Source organism: Amycolatopsis taiwanensis DSM 45107 (assembly GCF_000519205.1).
Taxonomy (GTDB): Bacteria; Actinomycetota; Actinomycetes; order Mycobacteriales; family Pseudonocardiaceae; genus Amycolatopsis_E; species Amycolatopsis_E taiwanensis.
Genome location: NZ_KI912598.1, coordinates 120,168 through 137,589, shown reverse-complemented (window position 1 = coordinate 137,589; position 17,422 = coordinate 120,168). Strand labels below are relative to the sequence as shown.

Sequence of the window (17,422 nt, the reverse complement as noted above, 5' to 3'; positions counted from 1 at the left end):
ACCTACTCGGTGGCGGCGATCTTGGCGCTGCCCAGGACGAGGTCGCCGTCCGGGTCCGGGCGGTAGAGCACGACCACCTGGCCCGGCGCGACGCCCCGGAGCGGCTCGCGCAACTCGATCCGCACACGGTCACCATCGGCTTCCGCCACGGCGTCGGCGGTCCCCCCATGCGCCCGGACCTGGATCACGCACTCGGTCGGCCCGTCCAGCGGCCGCTCACTCGGCCAGATCGGACGGTCGGCGTCGATCCGGCGCACGGCGAGTTGTTCCACCGAACCGACCTTCACCGTTCCCGACACCGGTTCCAGCGACAGCACGTACCGCGGCCGGCCGTCCGGCGCGGGCTGGTCGATGCCCAGGCCCTTGCGCTGCCCGACGGTGAACCCGTGCACGCCGGTGTGCCGGCCGAGCACGGCGCCGGTCTCGGCGTCGACCAGTTCGCCCGGGTGCGAGCCGAGCCGGTTCTCCAGGAACTTCTTGGTGTCCCCGTCGGGGATGAAGCAGATGTCGTGACTGTCGGGCTTGCGCGCCACGGCCAGGTCACGCCGCTGCGCCTCGGCCCGGACGTCGGACTTGAGCGAGCCGCCGAGCGGGAACAGCGAATGGCGCAGCTGCTCCGGCGTGAGCGACGCGAGCACGTAGGACTGGTCCTTGCCCTCGTCCACGCTCCGGCGCAGCTCCGGCACGCCATCCACAATGGACAGCCGAGCGTAGTGGCCGGTGGCCACCGCGTCGAAGCCGAGCGCCATCGCCTTGTCCAGCAGGGCCTCGAACTTGATCTTCTCGTTGCACGTGACGCACGGGTTGGGCGTGCGGCCTGCCGCGTACTCGCCGACGAAGGTCTCGACGACCTCCTCGGTGAACCGCTCGGCGAAATCCCAGACGTAGAAGGGAATTCCGAGCAGGTCGGCGGCCCGGCGGGCGTCGCGCGAGTCCTCGATCGTGCAGCAGCCGCGCGCGCCGGTGCGCAGCGTGCCGGGCTTGGCGGACAGCGCCAGGTGCACCCCGACGACCTCGTGCCCGGCGTCCACGGCGCGAGCCGCGGCCACCGCCGAGTCCACTCCCCCGCTCATCGCGGCCAGTACCCGCATCACACCTCCTGAGCGCGTGCTTTCGAAGCGTTGTCCGGTGTCCCGGCCGGTTGTTTGCGCATCCCGGCCAGCCCCGCCTGCCGGGCCCGCGCGACCACGGCGCCGATCTCGCGCGCCAGGGCGTCCACGTCGGCCCGGGTCGAGGTGTGGCCGAGGGAGAACCGCAGCGAGCAGCGCGCCGACCGGGCGTCGCAGCCCATGGCCAGCAGCACGTGGCTCGGCTCCGCGACGCCCGCCGTGCAGGCCGAACCGGTCGAGCACTCGATTCCCTTGGCGTCCAGCAACATCAGCAGGCTGTCGCCGGCGCAGCCGGGGAAGGTGAAGTGTGCGTTGCCGGGCAGCCGCCCCTCGCCCAGCGGCGCCCCGTTGAGGATCGCGTCCGGCACCTCGGCCAGCACCGACTCGACGAGCGCGTCGCGCAGGGCGGCAACGTGGTCGGGCGGCCCGGCCACCGCCACCCGCACGGCCGTGGCGAAGGCGTGGATCGCCGGAACGTCCAGGGTGCCCGACCGGACGTCGCGCTCCTGACCGCCGCCGTGCAGCAGCGGCATGCACGGCGTGGACCGGCCGAGCAGCAGCGCGCCGACGCCGTAGGGACCGCCGAGCTTGTGCCCGGTCAGGGTCAGCGCGCTCACCCCGCTGGCCGCGAAGTCCACCGGCACGCCGCCGACCGCCTGCACGGCGTCGGTGTGTACCGGGATGTCGTACTCGGCGCAGATCGCGGCCAGCTCGGCCATCGGGTTGATCGTGCCGACCTCGTTGTTCGCCCACATCACGGTGACCAAGGCCACATCCGTGGGATCCTGCTCGATCGCCTTGCGCAGCGTCTCGGGCAGCACGCGACCGTGCTCGTCGACATCGAGCCAGCTGACCTGGGCGCCGGCGTGGTCGGCCAGCCACTGCACCGTGTCCAGCACGGCGTGGTGCTCCACGGTGCTGGCCAGCACGCGGCGACGGGCCGGATCGGCCGAGTTACGCGCCCAGAAAATGCCCTTGACCGCCAGGTTGTCGCTCTCCGTGCCACCGGCGGTGAAGATCACTTCGGACGGCCGTGCGCCGAGCGCCTCGGCGATCGCCTCCCGGGCCTCCTCCACCACGCGTCGCGCCCGCCGGCCGGAGGAATGCAGCGACGAAGCGTTGCCCACCATGGACAGGGCCTCGCTCATCGCCGCTATGGCCTCCGGCGCCATCGGGGTGGTCGCCGCGTGATCAAGGTAAGTCATTTCTCCACCAGGGTAGACCTACCGGGTTCACTCGCGCGTGGGCCACCGCCGCGTGACGAACACCCCGAGCAGCGCGATCACGGTCAGCAGGACGGCCAGCGCCGCCAGCGCGGGCGAGGGGTGCTCGGCCGAGGCCAGGAGGGCGAGCAGCACGCCGCCCAAGCCGACGGTGACCGCCGAGGACACCCAGTCGGAAAGCTGCATCGCCGAGGTGTTGAAGCCGCGCTCGGCCTCCGGGGAGAACCGGAGTAGCAGCAGCGACAGCGACGGATACGCCGTGCCCATGCCAGCACCGCCGATGACACCGCCCAGAAACGCCAGCCAGCCGGGAAACCACGGCTGTGAGACGAACGCGAAGATCACCAGCGCCACCGCCACCAACCCGAACCCGAGGCGGAGTGCGACCTCGCGCGACCAGTCGGGATGACGGCCCTGCACCGCCGCGGCGGCCGACCAGCCCAGCGCGCACACCGTCAGCGGCAGCCCGGCCAGCGCCGGGCTGTACCCGTGCACCGCGCTCATGGTCAACGGCAGGAACGCTTCCATGCCGGCGAACGCGCCGCCCAGCAGCCCGCGCGCCGCGACCACGGTGGGCAGGCCGGGCCGGGCGGTGACGGTGCCCGGTGGCAGCAGGGTGCGCAGCGCCCAGGCCAGCACGATCAGCCCGCCCGCGCCGTAGGCGAGCGCGGCCGGCGAGGGGTGCTGGGCCGCCCAGGTCAGCACGGCGACCCCGACCGCGGCCCCGACGGCCGCCCACACCCCGGCCCGCCGTCCTTCGCCCGGCGCCTCGGTGCGCAGCCGCCGCGCCAGGGGGATCAGCATGACCAGCGCGAGCAGCGCCGGCGGGACCAGCCCGAGGAAGACCCAGCGCCAGCCGACGGTCTCGGTGACCAGCCCGGCCAGCGACGGGCCGACCATCGCGGGCACCACCCACGCGGCCGCGTTCGCGGCGAACATGGCCGGCCGCTCGCGGTCGTCGTAGACCAGCGCGATCATCAGGTAGATCGCCACGATGACCGTGCCCGAGCCCAGGCCCTGCAGCACCCGCCCGGCCAGCAGCACGAACATGTTCTGTGCGAAGCCACACAGCACCAGGCCGGCCACGAAGATCGCGGGCCCGGCCACCAGCGAAAGGCCTGGGCCACGCCGGTCGCAGATCCGGCCCGAAAGGACGGTGGCCACGACGCTCGCGACGAGGAACGCGGTGAACGGCCAGGAATACAGGGATTGGCCGTGCAGGTCGGCGACCAGGGTCGGCATCGCGGTCGCGACGCCCATGCTCTCGAAGGCGATCAACGTGACGACGAGCAGGCTCGCCACGGTGGTGGCTCGGTGGGCAGGCGTCCAAAGCACGCCCCGAGGCCGGGGCGGGTCGGTTGCGATCACGCACTCGACTCTGCCACCTCCAGCGCAGTCGAGGTCAATGTCCGCGCGGGGAAAGCATGTTCGTGGATGACCGGGCCGAGTGCGGCGTCGTCCGGAGGTGCAACCCCCAGGCTCCCGCGATCGCGGCCTGTGCCAGCGCGGCCAGCTCACGACGGTCCATCGCGCGGCCCGGCGCGATCTCCGGACAGATGTACATCTGGAGCACCAGCCCGTGCAGCCGGATTACCCGGCGCACCGAGTCGATCAGCGAATCCGCGCCGATGAACGCCGGCTGCGTGGTTTCCCGCCCATCCGCCAGGCGGTAGCGCAGGGCGATCGGGCGCACCGGCACACCGCCGTCGATCGCGGCCTGGAAGGCCGCCGGGGCGAACCGTCCGGTCGCCAGGCCACACCACGTCGTCCCCTCCGGGGTCACGTTCACCAGCGCCCCGCCGCGCAACGCCGTGGCCAGTTCCGCCATCGTCGCCGGGAGCGTGGAAAGCCGTGCGCGGTCCAGGAAAATGCTGCCGCCCCGGGCGACCAGACCACCGAGCACCGGCCAGTCCGCGATCTCCCGCTTCGCCAGCGCCCGCATCGGGCGCACCGCGTTGACCGCCACGATGTCCAGCCACGAGATGTGGTTGCTCACCACCAAGGCGCCGCGGCCCGGCTCCGCGTCCGCGAACCCGCGCCCGCCATGCACCACCAGCCGGACCCCGAACGCGCGCAGCACTCCCCGGAAGACCAGGCCCAGCAAGGTGTTTCGGGCCCCGCCGCGCAGCACCACCAGGACCGGCAGGGTGGCGAACGCGAACAGCAGCACCGCGCACGCCGCGATCACCCGCAGCGCGCGGCGCGGCGGCGAGACCGTGGGCGCGCCGACCGTCAGGCACCCGTCGCCGCACGGCGAAACCGGCATCCAGGCGTGGCTCACCGCTGTTCCCCGAGGAAGAACTTCAGGTAGCGCTCCTCGACCTGGTGGAGATCCAGCAGCGTGAAGAAGTCCGCCACGCCGAAATCGGGGTCGTGCGCCGGCGGCCCGCACACCTTGGCACCGAGCCTGATGTAGCCCTTGAGCAGCGGCGGCAGCACCGACCGGGAGGGCCGTGAGACGCCCTCAGTCGCCCACGGACGCAGGGGCCGAACCCGGTGTTTTTCCGGCGCGTAATGCTTGGCCCGGATGACTTCCCAGACACCGGCGGCGTAGGTGCCGCCGTCGGTCAGTGGCACGGACGCGCACCCGGCGAGGTAGCGATGCCCCGCCAGCAGCATGTACCGGCCGATGCCCGCCCACACCAGGCTCACCACGGCACCGCTGCGGTGGTCGGGATGCACGCACGACCGGCCGGTCTCGACCAGCGAACTGCGCAGCCCGGCCAGCGCGCTCAGGTCGAACTCGGTGTCGGAATACCGCCCACCCGCCGCGACGGCCCCCGCCGGCGGCAGCATCCGGTAGGTGCCGACGATTTCGCCGGTGTCGTCGTCCCGCACCACGAGGTGGTCGCAATGCTCGTCGAAGCGGTCCACGTCGAGGCCGTCGACCAGCGAGTCGAGCTTCGCGCCCAGCTCTTCGGCGAACACGCGGTGACGAAGCCTTTGCGCGGCAACGACTTCCTCACCGCCGGAGGCGACGAGCAAGGAGTAACGCGACGCCTGGTTGCCACCCGAATTCGTGCTGACCAGTACCTGCGGCTGTGCGTGCTTTTCCGCGAGTTTGCGCGCGACCGTGTCTTGTGGGGGCTCAGCCCCCACACCCCGACTGGGGGCAAGCCCCCAGACCCCCTTGACCGTGTCGACGGGGCTCGCGTACTGGTCACCTTGATTGCGGCCACCTGAGAGAAAGCTGCTCACGCACCCAGGTGTACTGGCGCGACAGCAACCTGGAGCAGACCTTCCGGATGACCACTGTGTGCACGTTGGGGAAACAACGAAAAACCCGGGTCTCCCCGTGGGGAGACCCGGGTCCGCGCCGCCGGCTCAGCCCTTGCGCTTGGCCACTTCGTCGGTGAGCTGCGGGGCGACCTTGAACAGGTCGCCGACCACGCCGAAGTCGGCGATCTCGAAGATCGGCGCCTCCGGGTCCTTGTTCACCGCGATGATCGTCTTCGAGGTCTGCATGCCGGCCCGGTGCTGGATCGCGCCCGAGATGCCCAGCGCGATGTACAGCTGCGGCGACACGGTCTTACCGGTCTGGCCCACCTGGAACTGGGGCGGGTAGTAGCCGGAGTCGACCGCGGCCCGCGAGGCGCCGACCGCCGCGCCCAACGAGTCGGCCAGCTTCTCCACGACCGCGAAGTTTTCCGCGGAACCGACACCGCGGCCGCCGGAGACCACGACCGATGCTTCGGTGAGCTCCGGCCGGTCACCGCCCACCACCGGCTCCACGCCAGTGATCCGCGCCGACTTCGCCGGGTCGGTGGCTGGGACCTCGACGGTCTCCTCCACCGCGGCGCCCTCGGCCTGCACCGCTTCCACGCCACCCGGACGAACCGAGATCACCGGGAAGCCCTTTGCCGACGAGGACTTCACCGAGTATGCGCCACCGAAAATGGACTGGTCCACGGTGCCGTCGGCGTGCACGCCGACCGCGTCCACCAGCAGGCCGCAGCCCATCCGTGCCGCCAGCCGGCCGGAGATTTCCTTGCCTTCGGCGCTCGCGCTGACCAGCACAGCCGCGGGCGCGGCCCGGCCAGCCAGCGCGGCCAGGGCGTCCACCTTCGGCGTCACCAGGTAGGAAGCCGCGTCGTCGGATTCGGCCACATAAACCTTCGCGGCCCCGTAGGAGCCCAGCGCTTCCCTCAATTTGCTCGCGGTGCCCGGCGCACCGACCACGACCGCGGCGGGCTCACCCAGCTCGCGGGCGGCGGTCAGCAGCTCGAAGGTCACCTTCTTCACCTCGCCACCCGCGTGGTCGACGAGAACGAGAACTTCAGCCATCGATGAGTCTCCTGTTTCCGCAATCCTCAGACGAGCTTCTGACCGACCAGGTACTCGACGATCTTCACGCCGCCGTCGCCGTCGTCTTCGACCCGCTGGCCGGCCTCGCGCGGCGGCTTCGGGGCGGCTTCGATCACCGTGGAGGACGCGTTGGCGAGACCGACCTCGCCCGCGTCGATGCCGAGGTCGGCGATCGTGAGGGTTTCGACCGGCTTCTTCTTCGCGGCCATGATGCCCTTGAAGGACGGGTAACGCGGCTCGTTGATCTTCTCCGTGACGCTGATCAACGCGGGCAGGTTCGCCTCCAGGGTGGCGCGGCCGTCCTCGGTCTCGCGCACCCCCTTGATCGTGCCGCCCTCGACGGTGACCTCGCGCAGGTGCGTCAGCTGCGGCAGGCCGAGCAGCTCGGCGACCACCGCGGGCACGGCGCCGCCCCGGCCGTCGGAAGCCTCGTTGCCGGTGATGACCAGGTCATAGGACTCGACCTTGCCGATCGCGGCGGCGAGCACCTTCGCGGTGGCGATCAGGTCGGAACCCTTGATCGCCTCGTCACTGACGTGAATGGCCTTGTCGGCGCCCATGGACAGCGCCTTGCGGATGGCATCGGTCACCCGGTCCGGTCCCACCGAAACCACGGTGACCTCGCCCTCACCGGCCTCCTTGATCTTGAGCGCCTCCTCGACGGCGCGCTCGTTGATCTCGTCGAGCACCGCGTCGGCGGACTCGCGGTCCAGCGTGTGGTCGCCTTCGGCGAGCTTGCGCTCCGAATAGGTGTCCGGCACCTGCTTGACCAGGACAACAATCTTCGTCATGGGTCCCCTTCGACCTCTCGGGTAACCAGCTCTACTCGGCGGTAGCGTAGAAAACTTTTCCCTCCGCGGCGCGCCGAGGTGACTGCATTCACCTGGATACGCCATCTACTGGGACGATCGTCCCGGTTTATCGGGACGGACCAGAGGTCGATGGGCTTCAAACTTTGCCCCTTTCGGGCTAGCCTCGCACTCTGTGTCGAACCAGGTAGCGATCGTGACGGACTCGACCGCCTCACTACCCGAACAGCTCGCCCAGCAATGGGGCATCAAAGTCGTACAGCTCCAGCTACTCGTGGACGAGGAGACCAACGACGAGAACCGGTACGACCGCCATGAACTGGCCACCGCCCTGCGCGCCGGGCGGCGGGTCGCCACCTTTCCCCCGGATCCGGGCGCCTTCTTCTGGGCCTACCAGGAAGCGGCCAGCGCCGGCGCGAGCGCGGTGGTCAGCCTGCACATCTCCGGACGGATGTCGGCCACCGTCCACGCGGCCCGCCAAGCCGCCCAGCAGGTGCGAATTCCCGTCCACATCATGGACAGCCAGACCACGGGGATGAGCCTCGGCTTCGCGGTGCTGTCCGCGGCGCGAGCCGCCGGCGCGGGCGCGCAGGCCGACCGGGTTCTCGAGGCCGCCGCCCACCGCTTCCGCCACAGCACCGAGCTGCTCTACGTCGACACGCTGGAATACCTGCGACGCGGTGGCCGCATCGGCGCGGCGGCCCACCTGATCGGCAACGCCTTCTCGATCAAGCCGTTGCTGACCGTGCGCGACGGCGAGGTGGCCCCGCTGTCGCGGGTGGCCGGTGCGACGCGTGCGCTGTCCCGGCTCATCGAGCTGTCCGTGGCGCGGGCCGGGTCCCGCCAGGTCGAACTGGCCGTCTCGCACTTCCTGCAGAACGGGCGTGAGCGACAGGTGGCCGAGCAACTGCGGCATCGGCTGCCCAACGTGCGAGACCTGGTGATCGCGGAGGTGAGCACGGTCGTCGGGGCACACGTCGGCCCAGGTGCGTTGAGCGTCACCGTGTCACCGGTGTAACACGCACCGCCATTCACCCGATAGGGTTCCCCCGCAGCGCTAGCGAAGGAGCCAGTTGGTGCCAACGGGGATCACACCAGTCGACTCGCTCAGCACGGACCGGCATGTGGTGGACGAGACCAGACGGTTCTCGTCGGCGCCCTTCGACGGCCGGCCGGTGCTCACCGCGGGCGAGAGCGACCTGGATCTCCGGCTGTTCCACACCACCTACCTGCCGTCCTTCGCGACGGCCGAAGCGCTGGTGGAGAACCACCGCCCGATCGAAGCGGACCTCGCCTGGCTGCGGCTGACCACGCCCGGCGGTGTGCCCACCGCGCTGGGCCTGCTGGCCGTGGGCACCGACCCGAGCGCGCACGTCCCCGGCGCCTACCTCCAGTTCATCCGGTACCAGGGGGTCGACCTCGATGCGCCCGTGGTCGACCAACAGGAGCTGCGCGGAAACCTGGTCACCACCGCCGAGGCACTGTCCGCGTTGCTGTCCGCCCACCTGCGCACCCGGCTGGCCGAGGGCGAGGGCTTCCGCGAGGAGCAGCTGACCGACTTCCCGCCCGAGGCACTGCGGGAGACGTGCATGAACGCGATCATGCACCGCGACTACGAGAACTCCCACGCCCCGGTGCGGATCGCCTGGTTCGACGACCGGATCGAGGTGACCAACCCGGGTGGCCCCTTCGGGCAGGTCCGCGCCGACAACTTCGACCGGGTCAACGACTACCGCAACCCCGGGCTGGCCAGGGCGATGAAGAGCCTGGGCTACGTCAACCGGTTCGGGCGCGGCATCTGGCGCATCCGGTCGGCCATGGCGCGCACCGGCGGCCCGACCCCGGAGTTCCACATCGGCCCGTCCTCCTGGTCGGTCGTCCTGCGCAAGTGGCCCTGAGGCCAAGCAGGAGCATCATCCGGCATGCGCGTCAGATGGCGTCGAGTGCCACCTCCTCGTACACCCGGTCCCACCAGGTGTCCATCTCGAACGCCGGTGGGTCGAGCGCACGCAGGCGGTCGCGGATCTCGAGCCCGAAGGCGACCCGTGCCGCTTCGGCGGGGTCGTCCTCGTCATCGTCGTCCTCCGGCTCGAGGTGGTCGAAGTCGTCGACGTGCTCGCACCGGTAGTCATACGCGGCCAGCGCGTCGAGGAACGCGATCAGCGAGGAGTTGACGAACCGGGGTTCCGGCAGCGAGTCGTCGAGCACCAGCACTCGCCCCTCGCTGTCGAGAACGTACTGGAGTTCCACGTACGCAGGACTCGACTGGGCGCCGATCTGGCCCAGCCGCCAGTACCGTGCACCCGAGTCCTCGGAGAACTCCTCGAACGGAGCGCCAACCGTGCTCGGGTAGAACTTCGCCGCCTCCTGAGGAAGCCCGAACCGCTGGGCCACCCGCAGCGCCTCGCGCACGGGCAGCGGCCAGCTCTGCGAGACAGCGGCGAGAGAAGGGTCCAGTTCCATAACTCCCGACTCTTCCCATGAGTCGGACGTCAGCCACTGAGGCTTGTACTCCACGCGAACTCCACTTCGTGTTGCTGCACCGCTCACAACTGCGTCGCCCGATCATCGTCAGTATCCGCTCGGGCTCGATGATCCACGATGCCTGTTACCTCCGATGGTAATTGGGAAGACTTTGTCGCAGCCGAAAGGCCTGGGCTACAGCAATCGGTTCGGACGCGGCCTGGCGCATCCGTTCGCCGTGGCACGCAACGGCAGCCGTCGGTCATCCTGCGAAATAGCGCCAAGAGCAAACCGCGTCCGCGCGGCCGGTACGAAATACCGCCATCAAACGAGTGAAAGGGCTCCCACTCTGATTGTTTGGATGAAATGGTGAATACCTCGACAAGAAAGGAATGCGCATGACGACCGTTGCTCAGAATGACCGGTTCACCGACGAACCGCTGGCCGGGGACAGCGCGCAGTTCCCGCTGTCGCGGGGGTCGATCGCCTCGGGCGTGGACGAGTGCCCCTCCCCTGCGGGCACGCGCCCGTGGGGCCTGCGGAGAATGGCGCCGATCCCGTTCGAGGGCGTGCCCAGCCCCGCGGGTCACTACGACCACGAGCGGCAAGTCCGGGTCGACGGCGAAGGCCGGCCGCTGATCGAGATGGGGCCGCCGACCGCGCCCACAACCGGCCAGCAGGACGGCGACGAGGGTCCGTCCGAGGAATATCTCAACGACTGACCATGTCTGTGCTCATCTTGGCCGCGGAGCGGGACCCGAGCGCCGACACGATGGTGCTCGCGCTGGAAACACGCCGGGTCGAGGTGCACCGGATCGATACCAGTTGGTTCCCCACACAGCTGAGCCTTTCCGCTCAGCTGCGCGGGGGCCGCTGGGCCGGGCACCTCCGGACCCCGCACCGCACGATCGACCTGGAAGAGATCCACGCTGTCTGGTACCGCTCACCGCGCGCCTACCGGTTTTCGCCCGAGCTGAACAGCGCCGAGCGGGAGCACGCGAAAGTCGAGGCGAAGTACGGGTTGGGCGGGGTCCTGATGTCGCTCCCGGCCCGGTGGGTCAACCATCCCGCGCGCCTCGCCGACTCGGCCTACAAGCCGTTCCAACTCGCCGTGGCAGCTCGCTGCGGCTTGCGGGTAGCCGACACGCTGATCACCAACCGCCCGGCGTCCGTCGAGGAATTCGCGACCGAGGGCCCAGCGGTGACCAAAATGCTGGGTGCCATCTCCATTGTCGAGGGCGACGTGAGGAAGTTCGCCCACACGGCGATCGTGGATGAAGCCGCGCTGCGGGACATTCGCGGTATCGAGCACACCTACGGCGCGCTCGACTTCGTCATCGGGCCGGACGACACCTGGACATTCCTGGAGATCAACGCGGCCGGACAGTACGGCTGGATAGAAGTCGAAACCGGGGCGCCGCTCACCGACCAACTCGCCGATCTCCTCACGAAAGGCACCCAGTGACCACTACCGAAACCGGTTGGACCAGCCGCGCCCAGCGGCTCGCCGACCTCCTGCGCGACCGTGGCGACATCCGTTCCCCACAGTGGCATGAGGCGGTCGCCGAAGTGCCGCGCCACCTGTTCGTGCCCCACGCCTACGAGCAGGACGACACCGGTAACTGGACATCGTGGGACACCGCCGGCCGGCTCGACCGCGTGTACGCGCCGGAAACGCTGGTCACGGCGCTGGAGGAGCGTGACGGATATCAGGCCGCGGTGTCGTCCAGCACCAAGCCAGACCTCATGGTGCGGATGCTCGAAACCCTTGATGTGCGCGACGGCCACCACGTCCTGGAAATCGGCACCGGTACGGGCTACAACGCAGCGCTCTTGTCGCACCGGCTCGGCGACGACCGGGTGTTCTCCGTGGATGTCGACCCTGGATTGGTCGCGCTCGCCCGGGAGCGTCTCGCCGCCGCCGGCTATCGGCCAACCCTCGCCGCGGTCGACGGGGAAGCCGGCCTGTCCGAGCACGCGCCCTACGATCGGATCATCGCGACCTGTTCCGTGCCGGCAGTCCCGTGGTGCTGGGCCGAGCAACTCGCGCCCGATGGGGCGATCCTCGTGGACTACAAGCTCGCAGTCAGTGCCGGGAACCTCGTCAACCTCCGCCGTCGCAGCGACGTGTTGGAGGGGCGATTCACCACCTGGTGGGCAGGGTTCATGGAGATGCGGCACCCGCAAGACCGGCCCATCCCGGCACCCCGCGTCTGTTATGCGGAAGGCGAACGACGCTGGCACACCACGGCACCGGTCCCGCCGTGGCAGAAGCTTGTGGTGTGGTTCCTCGCGCACCTCGTGGGCCTGCCCCGCGGCGTGGTGTACGGCTCACTGCTCGATCCCGACACCCGAGAACCAACCGCCGCCACGCTGGCAGCACCGGACGGCTCGTGGGCCCGGGTCGGCCTTGCCGACCACACGGTGACCGAGGCGGGGAAAACGTCGCTGTGGGAACCGGTCGAGTCGGCGTACCGGCTGTGGCTGGCCACCGAACGTCCCGGCTGGGCCTGACGGTAAACGCGGACGGCCGGAACACCCTGTGGCTCGACAGCCCTACCAGCCCCCACACCTGGCCGTTGGAAAGCGGCTCACGATTGATCTCGTAATCTCCCGAGTCGTCGGCGTCGGGCGGGTGCTGGCGATGTGGACATGGTCATGAACCTGTCGACCGATTCGTACGTGCCCAAGATCGGCTCGCTGCCGGCCAAGGCCAGCCGCGATGAGGCTCTGGCATATATCGAGCGACAGATCGGCCGTCTCGACACGAGGGCTGGTTACTCCTTCTGCGCGGCGGACAAGGACACCGACGAGGCGCTTGGGACAGCCGAAGCCGTGGAATGTCGCCTCCGTGCGTACGGCCGAAGTTGCGGGTTACGAGCAGGAGGGTCTTCTTCGCAGCCACCAGGTGATCAACGGGCAAGCGCGTGGACATGCTCCGCTACGCCGCGATCAGGCCGACCGGCTAGAGCGGCACCCGGCCCACCGGGTTGGGTCGGTCATCCTGCGCAGGTGGCACCGACCTCAAGTAGGGTCCCTCGGGTGGTCACGTCACCGGAAGCGCTACACCTGACCGGCGAACGCACGGTCCCCGGCGTCCCCGAGGAGAATTACTGGTTCCGGCGCCATGAGGCGGCGTATCGCGCGCTGCTGCCCTACTGCGGGGGCGCGACGGTGCTGGAGGCCGGCTGCGGTGAGGGCTACGGCGCCGGCCTGATCGCCGGGCGGGCCGAGCGGGTGCTGGCGCTCGACTACGACGAAGCCACCACGACCCACGTCGCACGGCGTTATCCACAACTGTGGACGGTTCGCGCGAACCTGGCCGTCCTGCCGGTGCGCTCGTCCACTGTGGACGTCGTGACGAGCTTCCAGGTGCTGGAACACCTGTGGGACCAGGCGGGGTTCCTGGCCGAGTGCCACCGGGTGCTGCGGCCTGGCGGGCGGCTGGTGGTCACCACGCCCAACCGGCTCACCTTCACGCCGGATTCGGACACCCCGCTCAACCCGTACCACACCCGGGAACTCGCACCGTCCGAACTGGACGAGCTGCTCGGGCAGGCCGGGTTCGCCGTCGAGGCCCCGCACGGCCTGCACCACGGACCGCGCCTGCGTGCCCTCGACGAGCGCTACGGCGGTTCGATCATCGGCGCACAACTCGACGTCGTGCTGGGCTCGCTGCCGGGCCAGGCCGCCTGGCCCTCCGGGCTGCTCGCGGACGTCGCCGGCATCACGGCGGACGATTTCGAGCTACACGGCGAAGACCGCGACGCCAGCCTGGATCTCGTCGCGGTGGCGGTGCGACCTTGACCGGCCGGACCGAGGGGACGTTCTGCCTGGTCCTGCACAGTCACCTGCCCTGGCTCGCGCACCACGGTTCCTGGCCGGTCGGCGAGGAATGGCTGTACCAGGCGTGGGCGCATTCCTACCTGCCGGTGGTGGACCTGTTGCGCCGGTTCGCCGAGGAGGGCAGGCGGGACGTGCTCACCCTCGGCGTGACCCCGGTGCTCGCCGCCCAGCTCGACGACCCGTACAGCCTGCGCACGTTCCACGAATGGCTTGGCCACTGGCAGCTACGTGCCCTACAGGCGAGCACGCTCTGGCGCGACGACCCGCTGCTGCGCGAGCTGGGCGCGGCCGAGTACCTGACCGCGATCCGCGCGACCGAGGACTTCGAAACGCGGTGGCGCAACGGGTTTTCGCCGACCCTGAGGTCTCTTGTGGACTCGTCGGTGATCGAGCTGCTCGGCGGGCCGGCCACGCACCCGTTCCAGCCGCTGCTGGATCCGCGCGTCCGGGCGTTCGCGCTGCGCACCGGTCTCGATGACACCCAGCTGCGGATCGGGCATCGCCCGGCCGGCATCTGGGCGCCCGAATGCGGTTACGCGCCGGGTATGGAGGAGGGCTACGCGGCGGCCGGGGTACGCCGCTTCCTGGTGGACGGGCCGTCGCTGCGGGGTGACACGTCCGCGCCGCGCACCGTCGGCTCCTCCGATGTCGTGTGCTTCGGCCGCGATCTGGAGGTCACCTACCGGGTCTGGTCGCCGAAGGCCGGCTATCCCGGGCATGCGCACTACCGCGACTTTCACACCTGGGCCCACGAGGTCGGCCTCAAACCGTCGCGCGTCACCGGTAAGCAGGTCCCCCCGGCCGCCAAGGCGCCCTACGATCCCGCGCTCGCCGCCGACACACTTCGCTTGCACGTCAAGGACTTCGTGGACACGGTGGTCACCAGGCTGCGTTCGCTGCGGGAGCGGCACGGTCGCGAGTCGCTCGTGGTCGCGGCCTACGACACCGAACTGTTCGGCCACTGGTGGCACGAGGGCCCGGCGTGGCTGGAGGGCATCCTGCGGGCGCTGCCGGAGGCGGGCGTGCGGGTCACCACGCTGGGCGGCGCGCTGGAGGCCGGGCATCTCGGCCCGCCGGTCGACCTCCCCGCCTCGTCCTGGGGCTCCGGCAAGGACTGGCGGGTCTGGGACGGGGAACAGGTCTCCGACATGGTTCAGTCCAATGCCGCGCTCCAGCGGCGTCTGCTCGCGTCGGTGCCGCCCGCCGGCGGCCCCGGTGCGCACGCGCGGAACCGGTTGGCGGATCTGGCCGTCAGCGAGGCGCTGCTCACGCTGTCGAGCGACTGGGCCTTCATGGTGACCAAGGATTCGGCGGCCGGCTACGCGCGCGACCGGGCCCGGGTGCACGCCGAACGTTTCGACCGCGTCGCGGCGCTGCTGTCCGAATCTTCCGGAGGTGCCGAGCCCCAGCGGGAGATCAAGCGATTGCTCGCCGAGGACAACCCGTTCGGCCACCTCGACGCCCGCGGCCTGACCCGTCCTTGACCCGCGTGTCCCCCATTCCCGACCCGCGTGTCCCACCTTCCCGTCGCGCGTGTCCCCCATTCCCGTCGCGCGTGTCCCACGTTCGCGTCGCACGTGTCCCATCCGAGGCTCCTACCCACTCACACGCGAAGGTGGAACTCGCGCGACGGCAGTGTGGAACTCGCGCGACAGGAATGTGGGACTCGCGCGACCGCAGTGGGGGACTCGCGCGACGGGAGTGGGGGACACGCGCGACGGGAACGGGGGACTCGCGCGGGGGGCGGGCCTAGTCTGAGCCGGCTTGAATTACCGCACGGTTTCGTTGTGCGACCACGGAAAGGTCGGGCTTGACCACCCGGCGGTCGTAGGTGAGCAGGCCGTTGACCTCGTTCTCCACGTCCGTGAGCTGGGTGTAGATCGCGCCGGACAGGCCGTTGGACCGCACCAGGTTCTCCAGCTCCTGGCTGATCTCGACATACCGCTGCGTCAGCTGCTGCTGGCTCGTGGTCATCTCGTACGCCTGCGGCTCCCCCGGCCACACGTGCCCGGGCATGACCAGGCCGAGGCCGCCGTACTCACCGTCCACAGTGGCCCGTGCGTCGTGCACCGTGGGGCTGCCGGGGCCGACGTAGGTGTGATCGTCGTAGATGTTCCCCGCGCCCGAATCGGGATGCGAGTAGCAGCAGTTGACACCGCTGTTGGCGTCCACCAGGCGGGTCGGGTCGGCGGCCGAGACCATGTCGGCGATGCGCGCCGTGTCGTACTCGCCCCACCCTTCGTTGAACGGCACCCAGCCGATGATCGAGGTGGTGCTGCGCAACTGGTCGATCATCGCCTGCAGCTCCCGCTCGAAGTTCTCCTGCTGGTCGGGCGGAGGCGGCGGCTGCGGCGCTTGTGGCAAGGAGAGGTCCACCGGTAGCGACGGCATGTCCTGGAACACCAGCACGCCCAAATGATCCGCCCAGTAGTACCAGCGGGCCGGCTCGACCTTGACGTGCTTGCGAACGAAGTTGAAGCCCAACTGCTTGATCTGGTCGAGGTCGGAGCGCAACGCCTCGTCGGTGGGCGCGGTGTAGATCCCGTCCGGCCAGAAGCCCTGGTCCAACGGCCCGTGCAGGAACGTGATCCGGCCGTTCAGCGCGATCCGGGGGCGGCCCTGGGCATCGGGGACCAGCCCCACCGTGCGTAGCCCGCCGTAGCTGCGCGCCTGGTCCACGGTCTTGCCGTCGCTGTCCAGCAGCCGCACGGTGATGTCGTAGAGGTACGGGTCGTCCGGCGTCCACAGCTGCGGCCGGGACACGTCCAGCCGCAACGGCTGGCCGGCCTCGCCGCTCGCCCGCGCCACCTCGGCGCCCCCGGCATCGTTCACCACGATCTCGGCCCGCTGGTCGGTCACCCCGGAAACCGTTGGCGTCACGGTGAACCCGGTGAGATCGGGCGTGATGTCCAGCTTGTCGACGTGCGCGGCGGGCACCGGTTCCAGCCACACCGTCTGCCAGATTCCGGACGAACCGGTGTAGAGGATGCCGCCCGGTGTCGCGCGCTGCTTGCCCACCGGGAACGGCGCCGCTTCGTCACGGTCCTCGGCGCGCACCACGATCTCCTGCGGCCCACCGGGTTTCAGTGCGTCGGTGATGTCCGCGCTGAACTCGGTGTAGCCGCCCTCGTGGGTGGCGACCTCCGTACCGTTGACCCAGACCGTGGCGGTCTGGTCAACCGCGCCGAAGTGCACCAGCACCCGCTGGCTTCCCCACGCCGCGGGCACGGTGAACGTGCGCCGGTAGGTCATCACGTCGTCGTGCCGCCCGATCCCGGACAGCGCCGACTCCGGCGGGTAGGGCACCAGGATCTGCTCGGAGCCCTGGTACTCCCAAAGACCGTTGAGGTTCTGCCAGTCCGGCCGCACCAGCTGCGGGCGCGGGTAGTCGGGCAGCGCGTTGTCCGGACCGACCTGGCTTGTCCACGGTGTGTTCAGCGGTGGCGTCTTCGGTGACCACCCCGCGGCGTGACCCGGCGAAATTCCCGCAAGTGCCATAACGAGGGCGACGATACCGGTTAGCACAAATGCCGGAAGGTTGTGCCGCCACCCCGTCATGCCCACCGCGTACCACCCCTTTCCGACCAGGCTGTCGCGCGTCGCCTCCGCACGCGGAGAAGTGCGGTCTGACAAGTCCGGCCTCCTACCGTGACCAATATCACGAAGA

General features: G+C 70.0%; 16 protein-coding genes. 7 read left to right on the top strand and 9 right to left on the bottom strand.

The features are described 5' to 3' along the window. Positions 1-2 precede the first annotated feature (2 nt). The 7 genes from mnmA to A3CU_RS0135385 form a co-directional block, all read right to left on the bottom strand. Entirely contained in the window at positions 3-1,091 is a 1,089-nt protein-coding gene (mnmA, locus tag A3CU_RS0135415) for a tRNA 2-thiouridine(34) synthase MnmA (RefSeq protein ID WP_027946212.1), read from the bottom strand. Continuing rightward, a complete protein-coding gene (locus A3CU_RS48365) occupies positions 1,091-2,314 on the bottom strand; it encodes a cysteine desulfurase family protein (protein ID WP_052372734.1) in 1,224 nt (407 codons plus the stop codon). Before A3CU_RS48365 ends, mnmA begins: the two co-directional genes overlap by 1 nt. A gap of 27 nt (positions 2,315-2,341) precedes the next feature. After that, positions 2,342-3,697: an MFS transporter gene (locus A3CU_RS0135405; protein WP_425388309.1), complete on the bottom strand. Its 1,356-nt coding sequence runs from the start codon at positions 3,695-3,697 to the stop codon at positions 2,342-2,344. A gap of 37 nt (positions 3,698-3,734) precedes the next feature. Next, complete coding sequence (locus A3CU_RS48360; RefSeq protein ID WP_052372733.1) at positions 3,735-4,613, bottom strand: lysophospholipid acyltransferase family protein; 879 nt, start codon at positions 4,611-4,613, stop codon at positions 3,735-3,737. Next, positions 4,610-5,362 (bottom strand): GNAT family N-acetyltransferase, encoded by a 753-nt coding sequence (locus A3CU_RS0135395; RefSeq protein ID WP_027946210.1) that lies wholly within the window; start codon positions 5,360-5,362, stop codon positions 4,610-4,612. Before A3CU_RS0135395 ends, A3CU_RS48360 begins: the two co-directional genes overlap by 4 nt. Positions 5,363-5,656: 294 nt before the next feature. Continuing rightward, a complete protein-coding gene (locus A3CU_RS0135390; protein WP_027946209.1) occupies positions 5,657-6,616 on the bottom strand; it encodes an electron transfer flavoprotein subunit alpha/FixB family protein in 960 nt (319 codons plus the stop codon). A 26-nt stretch (positions 6,617-6,642) separates the two neighbouring features. Further along, positions 6,643-7,428 carry an electron transfer flavoprotein subunit beta/FixA family protein gene (locus tag A3CU_RS0135385; protein WP_027946208.1) on the bottom strand — a complete coding sequence of 262 codons (786 nt, stop codon included), beginning with the start codon at positions 7,426-7,428 and terminating at the stop codon, positions 6,643-6,645. Between the two features lie 193 nt (positions 7,429-7,621). Between A3CU_RS0135385 and A3CU_RS0135380 the strand changes: the two genes are divergently transcribed. Together A3CU_RS0135380 and A3CU_RS48355 are read left to right on the top strand one after the other, a co-directional pair. Next, positions 7,622-8,464, top strand: coding sequence for a DegV family protein (locus A3CU_RS0135380; protein ID WP_027946207.1), 843 nt, complete (start codon positions 7,622-7,624; stop codon positions 8,462-8,464). A gap of 58 nt (positions 8,465-8,522) precedes the next feature. Continuing rightward, a complete protein-coding gene (locus A3CU_RS48355; protein ID WP_245617482.1) occupies positions 8,523-9,344 on the top strand; it encodes an ATP-binding protein in 822 nt (273 codons plus the stop codon). Positions 9,345-9,375: 31 nt separating this feature from the next. Here the strand turns inward: A3CU_RS48355 and A3CU_RS0135370 are convergent, their stop codons facing one another. Beyond that, positions 9,376-9,963, bottom strand: a complete 588-nt coding sequence (locus A3CU_RS0135370; RefSeq protein ID WP_211246602.1) for an SUKH-4 family immunity protein — start codon at positions 9,961-9,963, stop codon at positions 9,376-9,378. A 344-nt stretch (positions 9,964-10,307) separates the two neighbouring features. Between A3CU_RS0135370 and tgmA the strand changes: the two genes are divergently transcribed. The 5 genes from tgmA to A3CU_RS0135345 all read left to right on the top strand — a co-directional run bounded on the left by tgmA (position 10,308) and on the right by A3CU_RS0135345 (position 15,239). Beyond that, on the top strand, positions 10,308-10,631 hold the full coding sequence (gene tgmA, locus A3CU_RS0135365; RefSeq protein ID WP_052372731.1) for a putative ATP-grasp-modified RiPP: 324 nt from the start codon (positions 10,308-10,310) through the stop codon (positions 10,629-10,631). A gap of 2 nt (positions 10,632-10,633) precedes the next feature. After that, entirely contained in the window at positions 10,634-11,374 is a 741-nt protein-coding gene (locus tag A3CU_RS0135360) for an MvdC/MvdD family ATP grasp protein (RefSeq protein WP_027946204.1), read from the top strand. After that, positions 11,371-12,423 (top strand): methyltransferase domain-containing protein, encoded by a 1,053-nt coding sequence (locus tag A3CU_RS48350; protein WP_245617481.1) that lies wholly within the window; start codon positions 11,371-11,373, stop codon positions 12,421-12,423. Before A3CU_RS0135360 ends, A3CU_RS48350 begins: the two co-directional genes overlap by 4 nt. 528 nt (positions 12,424-12,951) lie before the next feature. Further along, positions 12,952-13,716: a class I SAM-dependent methyltransferase gene (locus tag A3CU_RS0135350; RefSeq protein ID WP_027946203.1), complete on the top strand. Its 765-nt coding sequence runs from the start codon at positions 12,952-12,954 to the stop codon at positions 13,714-13,716. After that, positions 13,713-15,239, top strand: a complete 1,527-nt coding sequence (locus A3CU_RS0135345) for a 1,4-alpha-glucan branching protein domain-containing protein (protein WP_027946202.1) — start codon at positions 13,713-13,715, stop codon at positions 15,237-15,239. The genes A3CU_RS0135350 and A3CU_RS0135345 overlap by 4 nt, the downstream gene beginning before the upstream one ends. A 265-nt stretch (positions 15,240-15,504) precedes the next feature. Here A3CU_RS0135345 and A3CU_RS0135340 read toward each other — a convergent pair whose 3' ends face one another. Next, on the bottom strand, positions 15,505-17,253 hold the full coding sequence (locus A3CU_RS0135340) for a glycoside hydrolase family 2 protein (protein ID WP_052372728.1): 1,749 nt from the start codon (positions 17,251-17,253) through the stop codon (positions 15,505-15,507). Positions 17,254-17,422: the final 169 nt, after the last annotated feature.

What these genes read in the sequence shown, in the direction of transcription:
- tgmA (WP_052372731.1), top strand. Translation starts at nt 10,308, where the DNA reads ATGACGACCGTTGCTCAGAATGACCGGTTCACCGACGAACCGCTGGCC.
- A3CU_RS48365 (WP_052372734.1), bottom strand. Translation starts at nt 2,314, where the DNA reads ATGACTTACCTTGATCACGCGGCGACCACCCCGATGGCGCCGGAGGCC.
- A3CU_RS0135385 (WP_027946208.1), bottom strand. Translation starts at nt 7,428, where the DNA reads ATGACGAAGATTGTTGTCCTGGTCAAGCAGGTGCCGGACACCTATTCG.
- A3CU_RS0135360 (WP_027946204.1), top strand. Translation starts at nt 10,634, where the DNA reads ATGTCTGTGCTCATCTTGGCCGCGGAGCGGGACCCGAGCGCCGACACG.
- A3CU_RS0135340 (WP_052372728.1), bottom strand. Translation starts at nt 17,253, where the DNA reads ATGGCACTTGCGGGAATTTCGCCGGGTCACGCCGCGGGGTGGTCACCG.
- A3CU_RS0135390 (WP_027946209.1), bottom strand. Translation starts at nt 6,616, where the DNA reads ATGGCTGAAGTTCTCGTTCTCGTCGACCACGCGGGTGGCGAGGTGAAG.
- mnmA (WP_027946212.1), bottom strand. Translation starts at nt 1,091, where the DNA reads ATGCGGGTACTGGCCGCGATGAGCGGGGGAGTGGACTCGGCGGTGGCC.